13 protein-coding genes are annotated in these 13,910 nt (G+C 38.7%); all 13 read right to left on the bottom strand.

Going from position 1 to position 13,910, the window contains the following annotated elements; all coding sequences use genetic code 11:
* Nucleotides 1-88: 88 nt before the first annotated feature.
* From H5119_RS11795 to H5119_RS11735, 13 genes are read right to left on the bottom strand one after another with little or no spacing between them, the layout of a single operon-like run.
* A complete protein-coding gene (locus tag H5119_RS11795; protein ID WP_220492844.1) occupies nucleotides 89-2,176 on the bottom strand; it encodes a secretin N-terminal domain-containing protein in 2,088 nt (695 codons plus the stop codon).
* Between the two features lie 30 nt (nucleotides 2,177-2,206).
* Nucleotides 2,207-2,701: a hypothetical protein gene (locus H5119_RS11790; protein ID WP_182702365.1), complete on the bottom strand. Its 495-nt coding sequence runs from the start codon at nucleotides 2,699-2,701 to the stop codon at nucleotides 2,207-2,209.
* Nucleotides 2,698-3,291, bottom strand: coding sequence for a hypothetical protein (locus H5119_RS11785; RefSeq protein ID WP_182702364.1), 594 nt, complete (start codon nucleotides 3,289-3,291; stop codon nucleotides 2,698-2,700). The genes H5119_RS11790 and H5119_RS11785 overlap by 4 nt, the downstream gene beginning before the upstream one ends.
* Before the next feature lie 2 nt (nucleotides 3,292-3,293).
* Entirely contained in the window at nucleotides 3,294-4,454 is a 1,161-nt protein-coding gene (locus H5119_RS11780) for a hypothetical protein (protein ID WP_182702363.1), read from the bottom strand.
* 8 nt (nucleotides 4,455-4,462) lie between these two features.
* On the bottom strand, nucleotides 4,463-5,335 hold the full coding sequence (locus H5119_RS11775; RefSeq protein ID WP_182702362.1) for a type II secretion system protein GspK: 873 nt from the start codon (nucleotides 5,333-5,335) through the stop codon (nucleotides 4,463-4,465).
* A complete protein-coding gene (locus tag H5119_RS11770; protein ID WP_182702361.1) occupies nucleotides 5,335-6,015 on the bottom strand; it encodes a type II secretion system protein J in 681 nt (226 codons plus the stop codon). The genes H5119_RS11775 and H5119_RS11770 overlap by 1 nt, the downstream gene beginning before the upstream one ends.
* Nucleotides 6,008-6,439, bottom strand: a complete 432-nt coding sequence (locus H5119_RS11765) for a type II secretion system protein J (protein ID WP_182702360.1) — start codon at nucleotides 6,437-6,439, stop codon at nucleotides 6,008-6,010. Before H5119_RS11765 ends, H5119_RS11770 begins: the two co-directional genes overlap by 8 nt.
* Complete coding sequence (locus tag H5119_RS11760) at nucleotides 6,429-6,839, bottom strand: type IV pilin protein (protein WP_182702359.1); 411 nt, start codon at nucleotides 6,837-6,839, stop codon at nucleotides 6,429-6,431. The genes H5119_RS11765 and H5119_RS11760 overlap by 11 nt, the downstream gene beginning before the upstream one ends.
* The gene (locus H5119_RS11755; RefSeq protein WP_182702358.1) at nucleotides 6,840-8,042 is read right to left on the bottom strand and encodes a type II secretion system F family protein; all 1,203 of its coding nucleotides are present in this window, start codon (nucleotides 8,040-8,042) and stop codon (nucleotides 6,840-6,842) included. It lies immediately after the preceding gene.
* Nucleotides 8,042-9,691: a GspE/PulE family protein gene (locus H5119_RS11750; protein ID WP_182702357.1), complete on the bottom strand. Its 1,650-nt coding sequence runs from the start codon at nucleotides 9,689-9,691 to the stop codon at nucleotides 8,042-8,044. Before H5119_RS11750 ends, H5119_RS11755 begins: the two co-directional genes overlap by 1 nt.
* Nucleotides 9,691-10,086 carry a type II secretion system major pseudopilin GspG gene (gene gspG, locus H5119_RS11745; protein WP_182702356.1) on the bottom strand — a complete coding sequence of 132 codons (396 nt, stop codon included), beginning with the start codon at nucleotides 10,084-10,086 and terminating at the stop codon, nucleotides 9,691-9,693. The genes H5119_RS11750 and gspG overlap by 1 nt, the downstream gene beginning before the upstream one ends.
* A gap of 14 nt (nucleotides 10,087-10,100) precedes the next feature.
* A complete protein-coding gene (wecA, locus tag H5119_RS11740) occupies nucleotides 10,101-11,165 on the bottom strand; it encodes a UDP-N-acetylglucosamine--undecaprenyl-phosphate N-acetylglucosaminephosphotransferase (RefSeq protein WP_182702355.1) in 1,065 nt (354 codons plus the stop codon).
* Nucleotides 11,166-11,204: 39 nt separating this feature from the next.
* A complete protein-coding gene (locus H5119_RS11735) occupies nucleotides 11,205-13,910 on the bottom strand; it encodes an SLBB domain-containing protein (RefSeq protein ID WP_404936260.1) in 2,706 nt (901 codons plus the stop codon).

The raw sequence follows: 13,910 nt of genomic DNA, 5'->3' as shown, positions 1-13,910 counted from the left end.
AAAAATGACCCTTTTATTAAAACTAAAAACAATACTTTTTAACTATACAAAATCTAGTGTTTTTTTATGTGTTTTTTTATGTGTTTTTTTATTTTTTGTCATCTGCTTTGCTTTCAGAGAGTTTAAGCTCAGTTAAGCCCAATTTAAACTGGTTATAGGCACTATCCCACTCGGCTGTTGAATTAACGATTCGCGGCGTAACCAATACCACTAGCTCTGTTTTATTAGTGTTGTTATCGGTGCTATCAAATAATCGGCCAAACAATGGGATTGTTGAAAGAAACGGTACTGAGCGATCATTCAAGCTGCTGTTTTCGCTAATTAAGCCGCCCAACATAATAGTTTGCCCATCACCGGCTATGACCTCGGTTTGTAGTGAGCGATCAAAAATAATTGGATTGCCATTGGCTCCCGTAGCTTTTGCTTGATTACTTATTTTTTGGGTTATCTCCATTAATACCACCCCTTGGGCGTTGATGGTTGGAGTAACCTGTAAATTAATACCAGTTTCTAAATATTCAGACTCGGCGCGCGCGCCATTAACCGGATCGGTAATTATATCGCCCACCACAGGAATACGATTACCCACCGTTATACTCGCTTGTACGCCATCGCGTACTGCAAGGCTTGGGCGTGAAAGCACATTTACATAAGAATTTTTTTGCAGCAAATTCAGAGTGAAACTGCCTTGCATACCACTTAGTACGTACGATAGCCCTGTATCAGTACTGTTTAACTTAAAGCCACCTTGCTTTGCTACGCCTTGATTGGTTAACGCAAACTCCACCCCTTGTTTAAACTCATCGGTTAGGGTGACTTCGGCAATCATCATTTCGAGTACGACTTGTTTTGGCATTATATCAAGGCGCTTGATCATAGGTAGTAAATTACGATATGCATCCCCTGTGGTGTAAAAAATGAGTGAGTTAGAGCGCGAATCCACCACCATTTTCATGCCATCAACGCTGACTGAAATACTTTGCTTGGTGTTACTTTTAGTATTATTGCCACCGTTAACACTATTACCAATTTGCTTATTTTGGCTCGCCGCTGAGGTTGAGTTGCTCAAACTTTGAGAGGCTCCCCCGCCTAATAGTGCTTGTAGGCTTTCACCTAAATCTGATGCTCTGGCAAATTCAGGGTTAAACACAAAATATTGCGCTTGATTGCCATCGGCGGGTTGATCAAGTTGTTTCGCCCAATATGCGACTCTTTTTATAAAACGTTTGTCGTTGGTGAAAAATACCAAGGTATTAGTACGTTCTATTGGCACGACCGATACGGCTTGTTCATTTGAGGCATTAATGCTTACAGAAATACCCTCTTGCTTCATTAAGCTTTGTAGCTGCTTAGCTAGCTCATCAACCGGTATAAAGGTTGATTTATACATGCCTATTGAGCGGTTTCTAAATGCGGGTTGATCGACCAACTGCATAAATTCAAGCGCTTTTATTATGTCGCTGCGCTTGCCTTTAAACATAACCGCTTGCTGATCAAACATAGGCCTTGCGTCTACGCCCGTCAGCTGCTTAATGGTATTTGCTAGTGATACCTGCATGCCCGCTTTAAAGGGTGCCAATTGTACAATTTCGTTTGCTGAATTAGGGACGTTTTCTGGGCTTGCACCATAGCCGTACACTAAGTTACTTGAATTACCACTTTCAGTTTTATGAATATAGTAAACGCCCTCTTGATAACGAATGAGTATGTTGCGCTCTTGCAACATTTGCTCACTCAAGGAGAATAGCTTTTGCTTACTTAGCTCATCTTGCAGATTAAGGGTTATTTGATCTTTAGAATTATTAAGTTGCTCACCTAAAATGTAATTTACGTTAAGTAACTCACCAAACACATAATGCAGGTAGTCTTTTACTAATAAGCTGTCGGCAGTTAGCTTTACTGTTTCGGTACTGCTAAATTTACTGGCTAAGTCGGCTTGGGTGCTTTGGCTTGTTTTGTTGCTTGCTAAAGGCTCTAAATACGTGATGCCGTGCTGAGCTGCGGTTTTAGAATCGCTAGTGCTACTTGGGCTTTTTTCATCGTTTGCTTTAACGTTTACTATGGCATCTTTTTTTAAATACGATGGCTTAGGTGCAATACCGCTATTGGTGGTGTTACAACCCGCTAATACGCCACTTGCCAGTAATCCTAAAATAAGTGTTTTGCTGTGTTTCATAATTTTTCCGTGCAATAGTGTATTAAGCAATTAACCGCGCTGGTACATTACTAAAGTAATATGTTGCGGCGCGTTATTAAGCGCCACCTGTGTATTTGACAATATACTTAACGTATACCCTGCCACGCTTTGCTCATTTATATATTTAACTAGCGTAGTTTGCTGCGTTTTTATATTTTTTTGTTCTATAAGTACATAAGGTATTGGTGCAAAAATAACCGCTTTAAGGCTCAATTCTAAATCGCCTGCAAATACGCTTAATAACTCACCATTTTGCGCCGCTTGCGCTGCTTTACTCAGGCCTTGCTCTGTTTGTACTGGCTTAGTCACCTCAACATAATTAGTGTAAAGCTGTGTTAGCTGTGTATTTGCCGTATCTGACAATAAAGGCAGAGGCTGTATATTATTAATACCGGCAGCAAAGTCGTTGTGTGCCTGCGGCTGTTTTTGTATAAAACGCCCCGTAATATCGCTAATTAATAATAATGTACATGCCGCAATAGCCGCTAAGGTTAGTTTATTCATAGCGCCTCCTGCATTGCTGTAGTTTGTTCACTTTTTGACTGCTGCATATAAAAAGCAAGCTCTATGGTGCCTTCTACTCGGCCTAGCTGCTCATTATTTTGCCCTTTAAGGTTTATATTAAAGGTTTTTAACTCAGCCTTTGGCGCGGTGTTTTCAAGCAAGGTTATTAATTTTATATAATTGAGCGTACTGCCCTTTATATTTAAACGCAGTTGATGGCGCATTAATTGCCCATTAGCGACTAACAAACTAGGAAGCCAGCTACTGGTGTTTATTTGCAGCTGCTTGCTGGCAATGGTTTGCTCTATTTGCTGTTGCATGGCTAATTTAAATTCAGCCTCGCTTTTATAGTTAATAAATAAGCTATTAATTGCTTTTAGCTGTGCATTAATTTGCTGCTGAGTTTTACTTATTTGGTTTTGGTTAATAATTACATTTTGCGATTTGCTGGCACGTTTTTGTAAATTAGCAAGCTGACTCAATTGTTCATTTTGCCAATCAAACAATGGCACTATTATAAACTTTAAAGTAATAAGTAATGTTAATGCAGCGAGGGCCAACTGGTGTTTAGGCTGTTTTAAGTCAAACATGGTTATTTAGCCTCACGAGTTATATTGGATGCAGTAGGCATGCTTTGATCTTGTAACGTTGTGAGTGTAAAGCTAATTACAAAGCTCTCGCCACGGCGCTCTTTACGCGATGGGTAGTCAAATTTTGCGTTATTTACCCGTGGATTGTTTATTATTATTTGCAAGGCGTTAGTGGCTTTATCTGCGGTGCCGCGTAGTACATAACGACCCTCTTCAAAGCGTATATTACTGAGCTCTGCTGATAAAAATAACGGATGCAGTACAAAAAACAATGAACTTGAAATTTGCTGGCTTTGGGTAAAACTTTGCAGCGTTTTGAGCGTGTCGGACGAAGTTTGAAATTGCTCTAACGTAGTAAGCGCTTGGTTAACTGCACCTTTATTTTGTGCCAGTTCACTTTGCAGCGACTGTGTTTTATACATTAAATAACCGCTGGTTAACGCAACATATGCACCAAAAAATACGCTAAATATTATGGCTGATTTTTTTAGCTGTGCTTTAGTAAAAAGCCCTGAAGGCAACGTAAAAAATGCGGCTAGTTGCTGCTTAGGTTGTGCTTGCAAACCTTTAATTAGCGTTTGGGCGTACTGTGCGGGGTCGCTAATATTAATAACATGCTTGCAAGGTATGCCAAACATGGCAGCAAAGCGTTCAGCACTATTAACGAGCGGACTTGTTAACGCCGAAAACACACTTTGCTGATGCTGAGTTACAAACATAGCCGCAAATGCGCTGCTGCTTATAACTTGTTCAGTTTTGAGTGTTTGGCTTAGTAATAAAGTTTCGGGCAAGTTTAACCATGCTTTAGGCACGCCAGTAAAGTGCCAATGCGTTACTTTACTTTGATCTTGCTCTAGGGCCTTAATAATATAAGCACTGTGTGTATTAGGTTTATTAATAACAGTAGAGTTATTAATTTTAATTAAATTAATCAGCTCTTTTTTATTGCCTATGGGGTAGTTTTCACTTTGCTCTGAGTAATGTATACGCCCTACTATTTGTATTAGGGCTGTGTTTTTATTTTCATCACTTACAACGGGCATTGGTACTAAAGTGAATTTTTGCTCGCCATTTAAAGCAAACTTATAGGGTGCATTGCTGTAGTAAACTACATTTTTGCACAGCCACTTTTTTATCCATAATGTTAGTTTACTTTTAATCATTAAATACTCTACTGCGCCTTAACTGCAACAATGTTCACAACAAGCTGCTTATTTGGTTGCAAATGGTAATAAATTACTTTTTTTATGTTTGCATCGCCTACATGCGCTTGCAAGGTTACTTTAAATAAGTTTGACGGGTATAAAATAATATCTTCACTCTCGTGAAAACCCGTTACTTGTGCAAACTCATTTACTGTTAACTGTTTTGCATTACGCAGCATAATAACATGACTTGCTACGTCGTTACTTAACAAGGCATTAAGTAATGAATCTGGCGCTGTCATGGGGTTAAATAGCCCCCTTTTATATTGCGTTGTATTAGCCTGCAATGCATTTAACTGCTTTGGCTGTAATCCTAAATGTTTTAACTCACTAATATCGTGAATAGCAGCATGGCGCGCGGTTACATTATTTGGTAAGTAATCGCTGCGTGCATCTAAACTTTGCCAATCTATTATTTGCTGCGAAGTTAGCTGCGCATCATAATCATTTAGACCACTGTAGGTCAATAGTTGGGTTAAGCGCTGCTTATTAGGGTAGTGTAAATTAAGTAAGCCCCGTAAATCTTGCAACGCGATATTTACATATTCGTTGTATTTAAACTCTTTGTCATGAAAGTTCCAATTTGCAATAAGCGCGCTATTACTTTGATTAACTGTTTGCTTGCGAGATTGCGGATTTTTGTCTTCTGTTAGCAAAGCATACAGTATATTGGCTTCGGCGTTATGAAGCTCGACATAGGCTTGTGCTTTGTCGACCATTAAGGTGGCATTATGCACTTGGTTACGCGCTGATTGAGTAAAATATAAGGCTAATATAGAAAGCACCGCAACTATTAGCAGTACTTGTACTAAGGCAATGCCCGAGATACCGCGCTGCATTAAAAGTCACCTGTTTGTATATAGTTACTAAACCAGCTATTAGATTCTTTATCTAACTGGCTGTAAAACGCGAGTACTTGTTGGTTTTTAACGAGGATGATTTTTATTTTTTGTGGCGTAAGTTGCTGATCTAACCCCGAGTAGCTAGTTTGCCAAGTCGGCACTACGCCAGGAGTTTGCATTGCCATTTCATCCAGGCTTTTCCAGCCCAAATAACTTATGTTTACCTCATCTAAGTTAGTTAATAAGGTTTTTTGCTGTGTAAACTCTATATTTTGCTCGCTATTAATTAGCAGTAACTCACTGCCGGATATAGCTTGATAAACTAGGTTGTATTTACCATTGGGATTTTGCACAGCGGTTAGCCGAAATATTTCGGGGTTTTGTGTATCTATAAGGCCGCGCTTAGTAATGGCTAATAGGCTATCAGTGCCTCCTACAAAAAACATTTCTGGACGACCTTTTTTATTTTTAATTAAATAAGGTTCGATACCGTCAATGGTATTTTGTAATAGATAAACAGCTCTAGTTTGCGCTGCATTTTGTTCAAAACTGCCCAATTCTTTATCCCAACGCGAGGCTAACTGCATATACACGTAGTTACCAGTAAACATCAGTAACGACAGTAACGTTACCGATATTAGCAATTCAATAAGGGTAAAGCCTTGCTGCTTATGCATCGTGCCAGCTTACTTCGTTAAAGGTATAGTTTTTTACAATGCCGTTGCTGTTAATAGTTAAAACAACTTGCCATAATTTAAATTGCTTTTTTAATGCCATTTGCTCACCAAACTCTAACTTACTTACATCGTCGGTTACAGTTTTAGTTTGTTGCACCGTGGCTTGCCACGTATATGTACTTTGCCAAGCACTGCCTTGGCCGTTTAATTGCGTTTGCTGTGGGTTTGCATTTTGTACATCTTGTTTTATTTGGCTTAATAATGCGGGCACGTTAGCCACTATGTTAACGTGGTTGCTGGCTTTTTCGCTTGATATAAACGCACCTCGGTAAATAAGCGATACGGCCCCCATAGCGGTGAATAAAATAATGGTGGCAACCAGTAACTCTATGAGTGTAAACCCGCTATTGTTGTTATTTTTCATTCGCAAGCTCTAACGAAATAGATAATGGTTGCCCTCTAAAGTGGCCATTTATTTGTTGCGGACTAACAAAACCATTTGCATTAAAGTTAACCCACTGCAGGGTGAATTTTAGCGATTCTAAGGTTTTTGTTTTAATCAACTCGTTGCTTGGTTTTGAATATAAATTTAATGTATTGCCATTGAGTTCTAGTGCATAATTTTGCTGTTCGATGAACGCTTGAAAACCAATGTTTTTAATCCACTTTGTAGTAGTTAACAGCTCTGTTTTAGCTTCTGTTTTATCAACCGCTTTAATAGAAATAGGCGCGACAACTGCCAATAATAAACCGACAATACTAAGCACAATAATAAGCTCAATTAGGGTAAACCCTTTATTAAACCTACGAGTAACTAAGTACATTTAAAAACCTACGTCGTTTAATGAAATCATGCTCATTAGCATTACAACAACAATACCACCGACAAATCCGCCCATAAATAAAATCATTAATGGTTCTATTAATGCGGTCATGTTGTCGGTCCAGGTTTCAAAATCTTGGCGTGAGCGATTGGCTATTTCTTCAAACACAATATCGAGGTTTCCCGATTCTTCACCTACTTCGAGTAGTGAAATATAAAATGGTGGATACAAAGATGTTTGCTCAAGTGTAGGCGTTAGCTGGCTACCACGTTTAACTTTTTTACGGGCAATATTCATCTCGCGATTTAACACGTGATTTTTAATATTACCGGTTGAGAGCTCAAGGGCTTGATCGATAGGTACACCGGCTTTAAGCATTAAGCTTAAACCGCTATTAAAACGTATGCGCTCTACCGTTATAGTGGCGTTAGCAACAACAGGCAGTTTAAGTGCCGATGTGTGCCACCACTTTAAAAATGCTGGCTTTTTTGAAGCCCACATTAATGCCGGTATTGCAGCTACAACCCCTAGTACGAGCAACCCTTGGTATTGATTCATCCAGGCGCTAATAGATAACATTAGCTCAGTGTACCAAGGCATAGTGTCGAGCTGACCAAACATATCGGCCATTTTAGGTATGATAAAGTTAAATATAAAAAATATACTTAATACACATACAAACAAAATAACGCAGGGGTAGGTAAGCGAGCCTATTATTTTACGTTGCAGCTCTCGTTTAAATTTTAGATCTTTGGCAAGTCCTGCAAATATTTCGCTTAAATTCCCTGAGGCTTCACCTAACTCAATTAAGTTACAGTAAAGGTTATCGAATACCTCAGGATGCGCCCTACAGGCTTGCGATAAGCTACTGCCCTTTTTTATTGTGTTGCTTATGTCGCCTAGCATTTTAGCCAATGCAGGCTTTGCTTTGGTGCGCCTAATTATATCTAAACCACGATCGATTCTAACCCCTGTTGCTAATAACAAACTTAGCTCTGCGGTTAAAAATTCGAGATCCGATAACGATATTTTGTTATTAAACGATAGCCCAAACGATACGTGTTTTTTTTCTTCATTTACTTCAAAGGCTAGTAACTTTTGGCTTTTTAATTTTGCTATAGCATCTTGTTGGCTAAGCGCATCTATTTGCCCTTGCGATTTAGCGCCTGAAGCATCGTACGCCTTGTAATTAAATAGTGGCATTAACCTGCTACCCTAATCACTTCTGCTATAGTTGTGTGCCCAAGTACCGCTTTGTATAAACCATCTTCGAGCAATGTGCGTCTGTTTAAGCTTTGATTATGCTGCTTAGCTTTAGGTATAAAGTCGGCATCTTTAGGCATTGCTTTTATTTCGCTATCACAACGTAAATACTCCGTTACAGCCATACGGCCTTTATACCCTGTTTGGCTACAGTGCTCGCAGCCTTTGCCACGTTTTAATTCTATTTTTGGTAGATTAAAGCGCTGAGCAAAGCTATCTAAGTTGTATTTTTCTATGAGTTTTTGTGCATCTGGTTCTGGCTCTGAGCAATGCGCACAAATTTTACGAGCTAAACGCTGAGCAACAATTGATACGAGTGCTGCATTAAGTAAAAATTCTTCAACGCCTAAGTCAAGTAAACGTGTATACGCACTGGCTGCATCGTTGGTATGTACAGTACTAAATACTAAGTGCCCCGTTAGCGCTGATTGCAACGCTATTTGTGCTGTTTCTTTGTCGCGTATTTCACCTAACATTATGACGTCGGGATCTTGACGTACAATTGAACGCAGGCCTGCCGAAAAGTCAAAACCTATGTCACTGTTAACCTGTACTTGGTTTATACCAGGAAGCTGGTATTCAACAGGATCCTCTAAAGTAATGATTTTTACATCATCGTTATTTAAGGCGTTTAAAAATGTGTATAAGGTCGTTGTTTTACCTGAGCCTGTTGGTCCTGTAAGCAATACAACCCCAGCGGTCGTTTTTATGTCTTCTAAAATCATTTGATTAATATCAGCAGACAAACCTAATACTGACATGTCGTAACGCACGTTTTCTTTTCGTAAAAAACGCATTACAACTGACTCGCCATCATTTAAAGGCAAAGCCGATACTCGAATATCGATTTCTTGATTGGCAATTTTCATTTCTATTTTGCCATCTTGCGGACGACGTTTTTCGGCAATATCCATACCAGACAGTATTTTTAATCGTGTAATGATAGGCAACTGTTTGCGAGCCGAAATTGTTTCAGCTTCGTGTAATACGCCGTCAACACGAAAACGTGCACGATAACGCCCTTGATAAGGTTCAAGATGCATATCGGACGCACCTTGGCGTAATGCACGACTAATTAAGGAGTTAAGTAAGTTTACTGTTGGTGCTTCTGTGGCAAGCTCTTTGAGTCGCTCCTCTTCATCAAGTGGATTGTCGTCAAAAACATCTGCGGTTGGTTCTTCGTATTTAGCAATCAGAAGCTGTATATCAACTTCATTCGCTATAAATAACGAGTACGCTTGGTTGTTTTTAATTAACCATTCATTCATTACTTGGTTTAGCGGATCTTTACATGCAAACTCAATATGCTGGGCGCTTTCACTGATAGGCACCCAGTTTTGAGCTATAAAAATATCGAGCGTTGGTTTGTCGATTACCAAAGGCGTAAAATTTGCGTATTGCTCATTAGTAAATAAAGGGATATCCAAGTATTCACTAAGTAATAACGCAACTTGATCCTCTGGCAGGCTCCCCATATTGACAAGAATTTGCTCTAACCGGCCACTGTACTTTGCTTGGTAGCTTGTTGCACGTTCAAGATCGTGCGGATCTATGCTAAATTTATTTAACAGTAAGTCGTGTAATTGCATTATTGATGAATGATATCCGCGTTATTGTCTGTACCACCTTCTTTTCCATCACTACCATAAGATTTTAAAGTGTATGGATTACCGTTTGTACCTGGTGTTTTGTAGATATACGGGTTACCCCAAGGGTCTAGCGGGATATCTTTTGGCAAGTACGGGCCATCCCAACGAGGCTCATCACCTTGACGTAATTTTGATAGATCTGTTGGGTATTTACCTAAATCAAGACGATAAGTATCGATTGCGGTTTCAAATGATGACATTTGCGCTGCAGCAATTTTACGTTCAGATGAACTTAGTTTTGAGAAAAACTTAGGCGCTACTAACGACATTAGCAAACCCAAAATAACAATAACGACGAGTAATTCCATCATTGTAAAACCGTGATTTTTTTTCATAACTCTCTCTTTATTCATGAATGCTTACTATTTTTTTTTCTTAAAAAACGCGCTACTTTCCAGCAATGCTGTAACGCTAATGCGTAAAATACAAAAACAAGTATAAATAACGCAAGCATTAACCACTCTGGTACTTGTAATATTTCACCGATGATCCCTACTGAACTCATTACGATTGCAAAAAACAATATTGCACTCAAAGCTCTACGAGGACTGAAGCCTACTCTCATAAAAATATGATGCAAGTGATCTCTATCTGCATGAAACGGAGAAATGCCTTTACGTGTGCGACGAATTATTATGGCCATCATATCCATTAATGGCACTGCAATTATCCATAATGCAGTAACGGGCCTAAATGCTGGCTCACTCGCTTGTGTACTTACCATCAAAAACCATATTACGCTTAAGCCAATAAACATTGAGCCTGCGTCACCCATAAATATTTTCTTATTTTTATGGCCTTTAACACCTAAGTTAAAAGCTAAATAAGGCACAACTGTCGCAACAATAATAAGTGGCAGATAAGCAAATGCATAATTGCCACTCAATAGCATTAAAATAAAGACTGAAAGTAAAGTTAGGATACTCAGTGAGCCAGCAAGACCGTCTATGCCATCAATCATGTTAAAAGCATTTATACAGGCTATAACGCTAATTATTGTAAATATAATACCTAGCCAGCTTAAATTAACATCACCAAAGGAGAAGAGATCACCCAGATTTTGAATATAGACATCGCTACCCATTATCATAACCAAAGCAACCACAACCTGTATACATAAGCGTATTTTTACACCAAGTTGGCGGTAGTCATCGACTACTCCCAAAATAACAATTGCACCTGCACATACCAAGTAGCTAATAACTTGTGTTGTAAGGGGGTAAAACGCGATAACTGATATAAATACCGCCAAAAAAATCGATAAGCCACCAATTAATGGTATCGACCCATCATGCTGTTTGCGATTGCATGGCGTATCAACTAAACCAAATTTTACCGCCAATGGCGTAATAGCAAATATAACGGCATACGAAAAGCCGAATGCAAAAACCAGCATCATAAGTTCAAATATCATAGCGAAGACCCAATTTCTCTTTAGAAATATACTTCATGTTTACAGTTTACTAATAGCAGCCACCGCTATACCCGTTTGGTAAAGGATTTGTGTTGCGGTGCTCCACAACGTTAGAGTATCGGTATGCTCTGTGTCCAGTGGTATTACTATGGTATCGCCTGGGCTCAACTCATCTGCTTTATTAGATGCAAACCATGAACCTCTATTTGGTACTTCAACTAAACCACTGGCTTTAATTATGTATATACGATCTTCATCAGCGCGTTGTTTAAACCCACCGCTTCTATTAATGTAATCATCAAGTGACAAAGCTGGATTGTAAATATGCGACGTAGCAAAGTTAACCTCTCCTACAACACTAATACTGTTACTTTTTGTTGGAATGTAAAGTATGTCTTGGTTTTGTAGTGGTAAATGCTCTTTACCCTGTTCGATAGCTGTTAAATTTACAACTAAGCGACCTACCGCTTTTACCTTCGCTAAATCATTAATCAGGCTATCCATATCTTTATAACTAAGCGATGAATCTGTAACTGAGCTATTAAAGCTTTTGGTTGCAATATCGCGTCTTAAATCTTCAGATAACTTATTTAACTGCTGTTGTTCTTGAAACCTAATTGATTCACGAGTAAAAACAGAGCCCTGTGGATAAGCGAATTCAGTAAACCCACCGGCTCTTTTTAATACATTGGTAAGGTCTTCACCTTTACGAATACTATAGACACCAGGGAAACGTACTTCACCGACAATTTCTACTTGTAGATCTTTTTGCCAGTTAGGAATAGGGTAAATACTGATTGAGTCTTTACTTTGTATAGCAAAATGCTCTTTAGAGTCACTCGAAAGAGCTTTGTTTAAATTAACAGTTACATGATTTAATGCACTTTTATTTTCGTTGTCGTAACGTGTAATTTCTGCTTTTTCAAGGTATGTTGACTCTTTTAAGCCACCGGCAGCAAGCACTGCCTCTTTCATTGTTGCATTTGCTGGTAATGGATAAACACCACTAAAACGAACTTCGCCACGGATCCCAAATATTTTAACTTGGCTGGTATACGTTGACTGTTGATTAAGCTTTGCAATAATAGGTTTTAATAGTTTTTCTCGGCTAAAAACTGAGTAGTCACTGTCTTTTAGTTCTTTTTCTTGGCTATTAAGAAAATCAGTAATGTTAGTGATTTTTTGACTTTCTTCTTCGGCCAATTGCTCTGCTAATTCTTTTTCTAGCGAGCCACCTAGATCTATAAACTCATAAAATTGTTTTTCTTCGTATTTGTCCCACAGCTTGATTCTCTCGCGTAACGCTAACTGCTCTTTTGTTAGTGCTAATGTTTTTAACGCTGTTTCTTCATCTTGTTTTGTTTGAAAACGGCTAAAAATGACAATAATATCTCTAGGCTGAAGCGCTATATCACTTTTACTATTTTGCTTTGAAGCTTCAATAGGTGAAAATTGATATATTTCAATGTCACCTTTTTGATTAATTTCACGGACAACAAGTGCATATTCATAATCCGCAGTAGGTAATAAGTCGCTTTTAATAGAGGTAAACAAACGACTGATTTTATCTCCTTGTTGCCAAGAATAGTTACCAGGATAAGTAACAGCTCCCAACAACGTTACAGCGTTATCTAACTCATCACTTGATGTAGGCACTTTTATTGTGTCGCCATTTCTAGGCTTATATTCAGTACTTTTAGTCAGATCGAGTTGTAGAATAGTTTTAGAGCTATTACCTGTAAAGCGTTCAACTACTGTTTTTTGCTGATAGGCCTCAGCTTTAAGCCCGCCCGCCATCGCGATTAAATCATCCATTGACTCTGAGCCTGTTAGCTCAAAAATAGCTGGTCGACGTACTTCACCACTAACCGTGACTTGCTTACCTACCGGCGGTATAAATACTACATCACCCGGCTTTAAAATAACGTCGTTTGAACTATCGCCTTTTATTAGTAAGTCATATAGATCGAGTGTTTGTATTGTTTTCCCCGCACGCTTTAACTGAATATTGCGCAAAGAGCCAATGTCTGATAACCCGCCACTGACAAATAGGGCATGTGTTATTGATGATAATGAAGGAATAGTATAAGCGCCAGGCTTGTAAGCCTCTCCTAGCACCATTACTCTTATAGTACGAGTTTCCCCCATAGAAACGAATGCTTTTACACCAATCATTTCTTGTTCTACTTTTTGCTTAATTAGCTCAACAACTTCGTTATATTGCATACCAGCGACATTAACTGGTTGAAGCTTATCAATTGCGAGACGACCTTCCCGATCAACTATCACTTCTCCATTAAATGACTCTTTGCCATATAAGTTAATAGTAAATGTATCACCAGGGCCAACCACATAGGTATTTGGCACTAAAGCATTTTCAGATGGTTCAAACGTGGTTGGTTCACCAGAAAATAATTCATAACCGAATGGTTTTATTTCTTCTTCTTTAGGTTTGAATTTTTCTTCGTCGGTTAACTCTTCAGTGTCTTCATTTTCTAAATCGCGAGGAAGTATTGAAGGTAATTGTTTATCACCCTTTTCTTTATCTAATGTTTGGCTAGCATCTAAAAAACCAAGTGAATCTAAATCTATACCGTATTTTTCAGCTAACGCTTTTTGCTGTGACTTGGGAAGTTTTTTAAATTGTTCAAGTTGTTGTTCTGTTGGCGCAACCCCCTGACCACTTCCTTGCGCAAATGATGGTGTTACAATTGCAAAAACAAGCAATACCGTAATTAATTTAAT

It is taken from the genome of Pseudoalteromonas sp. SG45-5 (assembly GCF_014164085.1).
Taxonomy (GTDB): domain Bacteria; phylum Pseudomonadota; class Gammaproteobacteria; order Enterobacterales; family Alteromonadaceae; genus Pseudoalteromonas; species Pseudoalteromonas aliena.
The sequence above is the reverse complement of the archived record's forward strand: the minus strand, read 5'-3'. Positions and strand labels throughout refer to the sequence as shown.

Coding starts and splice junctions, on each gene's coding strand:
- H5119_RS11785 (WP_182702364.1), bottom strand. CDS start 3,291: ATGTTTGACTTAAAACAGCCTAAACACCAGTTGGCCCTCGCTGCATTA.
- H5119_RS11755 (WP_182702358.1), bottom strand. CDS start 8,042: ATGCCACTATTTAATTACAAGGCGTACGATGCTTCAGGCGCTAAATCG.
- H5119_RS11790 (WP_182702365.1), bottom strand. CDS start 2,701: ATGAATAAACTAACCTTAGCGGCTATTGCGGCATGTACATTATTATTA.
- H5119_RS11750 (WP_182702357.1), bottom strand. CDS start 9,691: ATGCAATTACACGACTTACTGTTAAATAAATTTAGCATAGATCCGCAC.
- wecA (WP_182702355.1), bottom strand. CDS start 11,165: ATGATATTTGAACTTATGATGCTGGTTTTTGCATTCGGCTTTTCGTAT.
- H5119_RS11780 (WP_182702363.1), bottom strand. CDS start 4,454: ATGATTAAAAGTAAACTAACATTATGGATAAAAAAGTGGCTGTGCAAA.
- gspG (WP_182702356.1), bottom strand. CDS start 10,086: ATGAAAAAAAATCACGGTTTTACAATGATGGAATTACTCGTCGTTATT.
- H5119_RS11770 (WP_182702361.1), bottom strand. CDS start 6,015: ATGCATAAGCAGCAAGGCTTTACCCTTATTGAATTGCTAATATCGGTA.
- H5119_RS11760 (WP_182702359.1), bottom strand. CDS start 6,839: ATGTACTTAGTTACTCGTAGGTTTAATAAAGGGTTTACCCTAATTGAG.
- H5119_RS11795 (WP_220492844.1), bottom strand. CDS start 2,176: ATGAAACACAGCAAAACACTTATTTTAGGATTACTGGCAAGTGGCGTA.
- H5119_RS11765 (WP_182702360.1), bottom strand. CDS start 6,439: ATGAAAAATAACAACAATAGCGGGTTTACACTCATAGAGTTACTGGTT.
- H5119_RS11775 (WP_182702362.1), bottom strand. CDS start 5,335: ATGCAGCGCGGTATCTCGGGCATTGCCTTAGTACAAGTACTGCTAATA.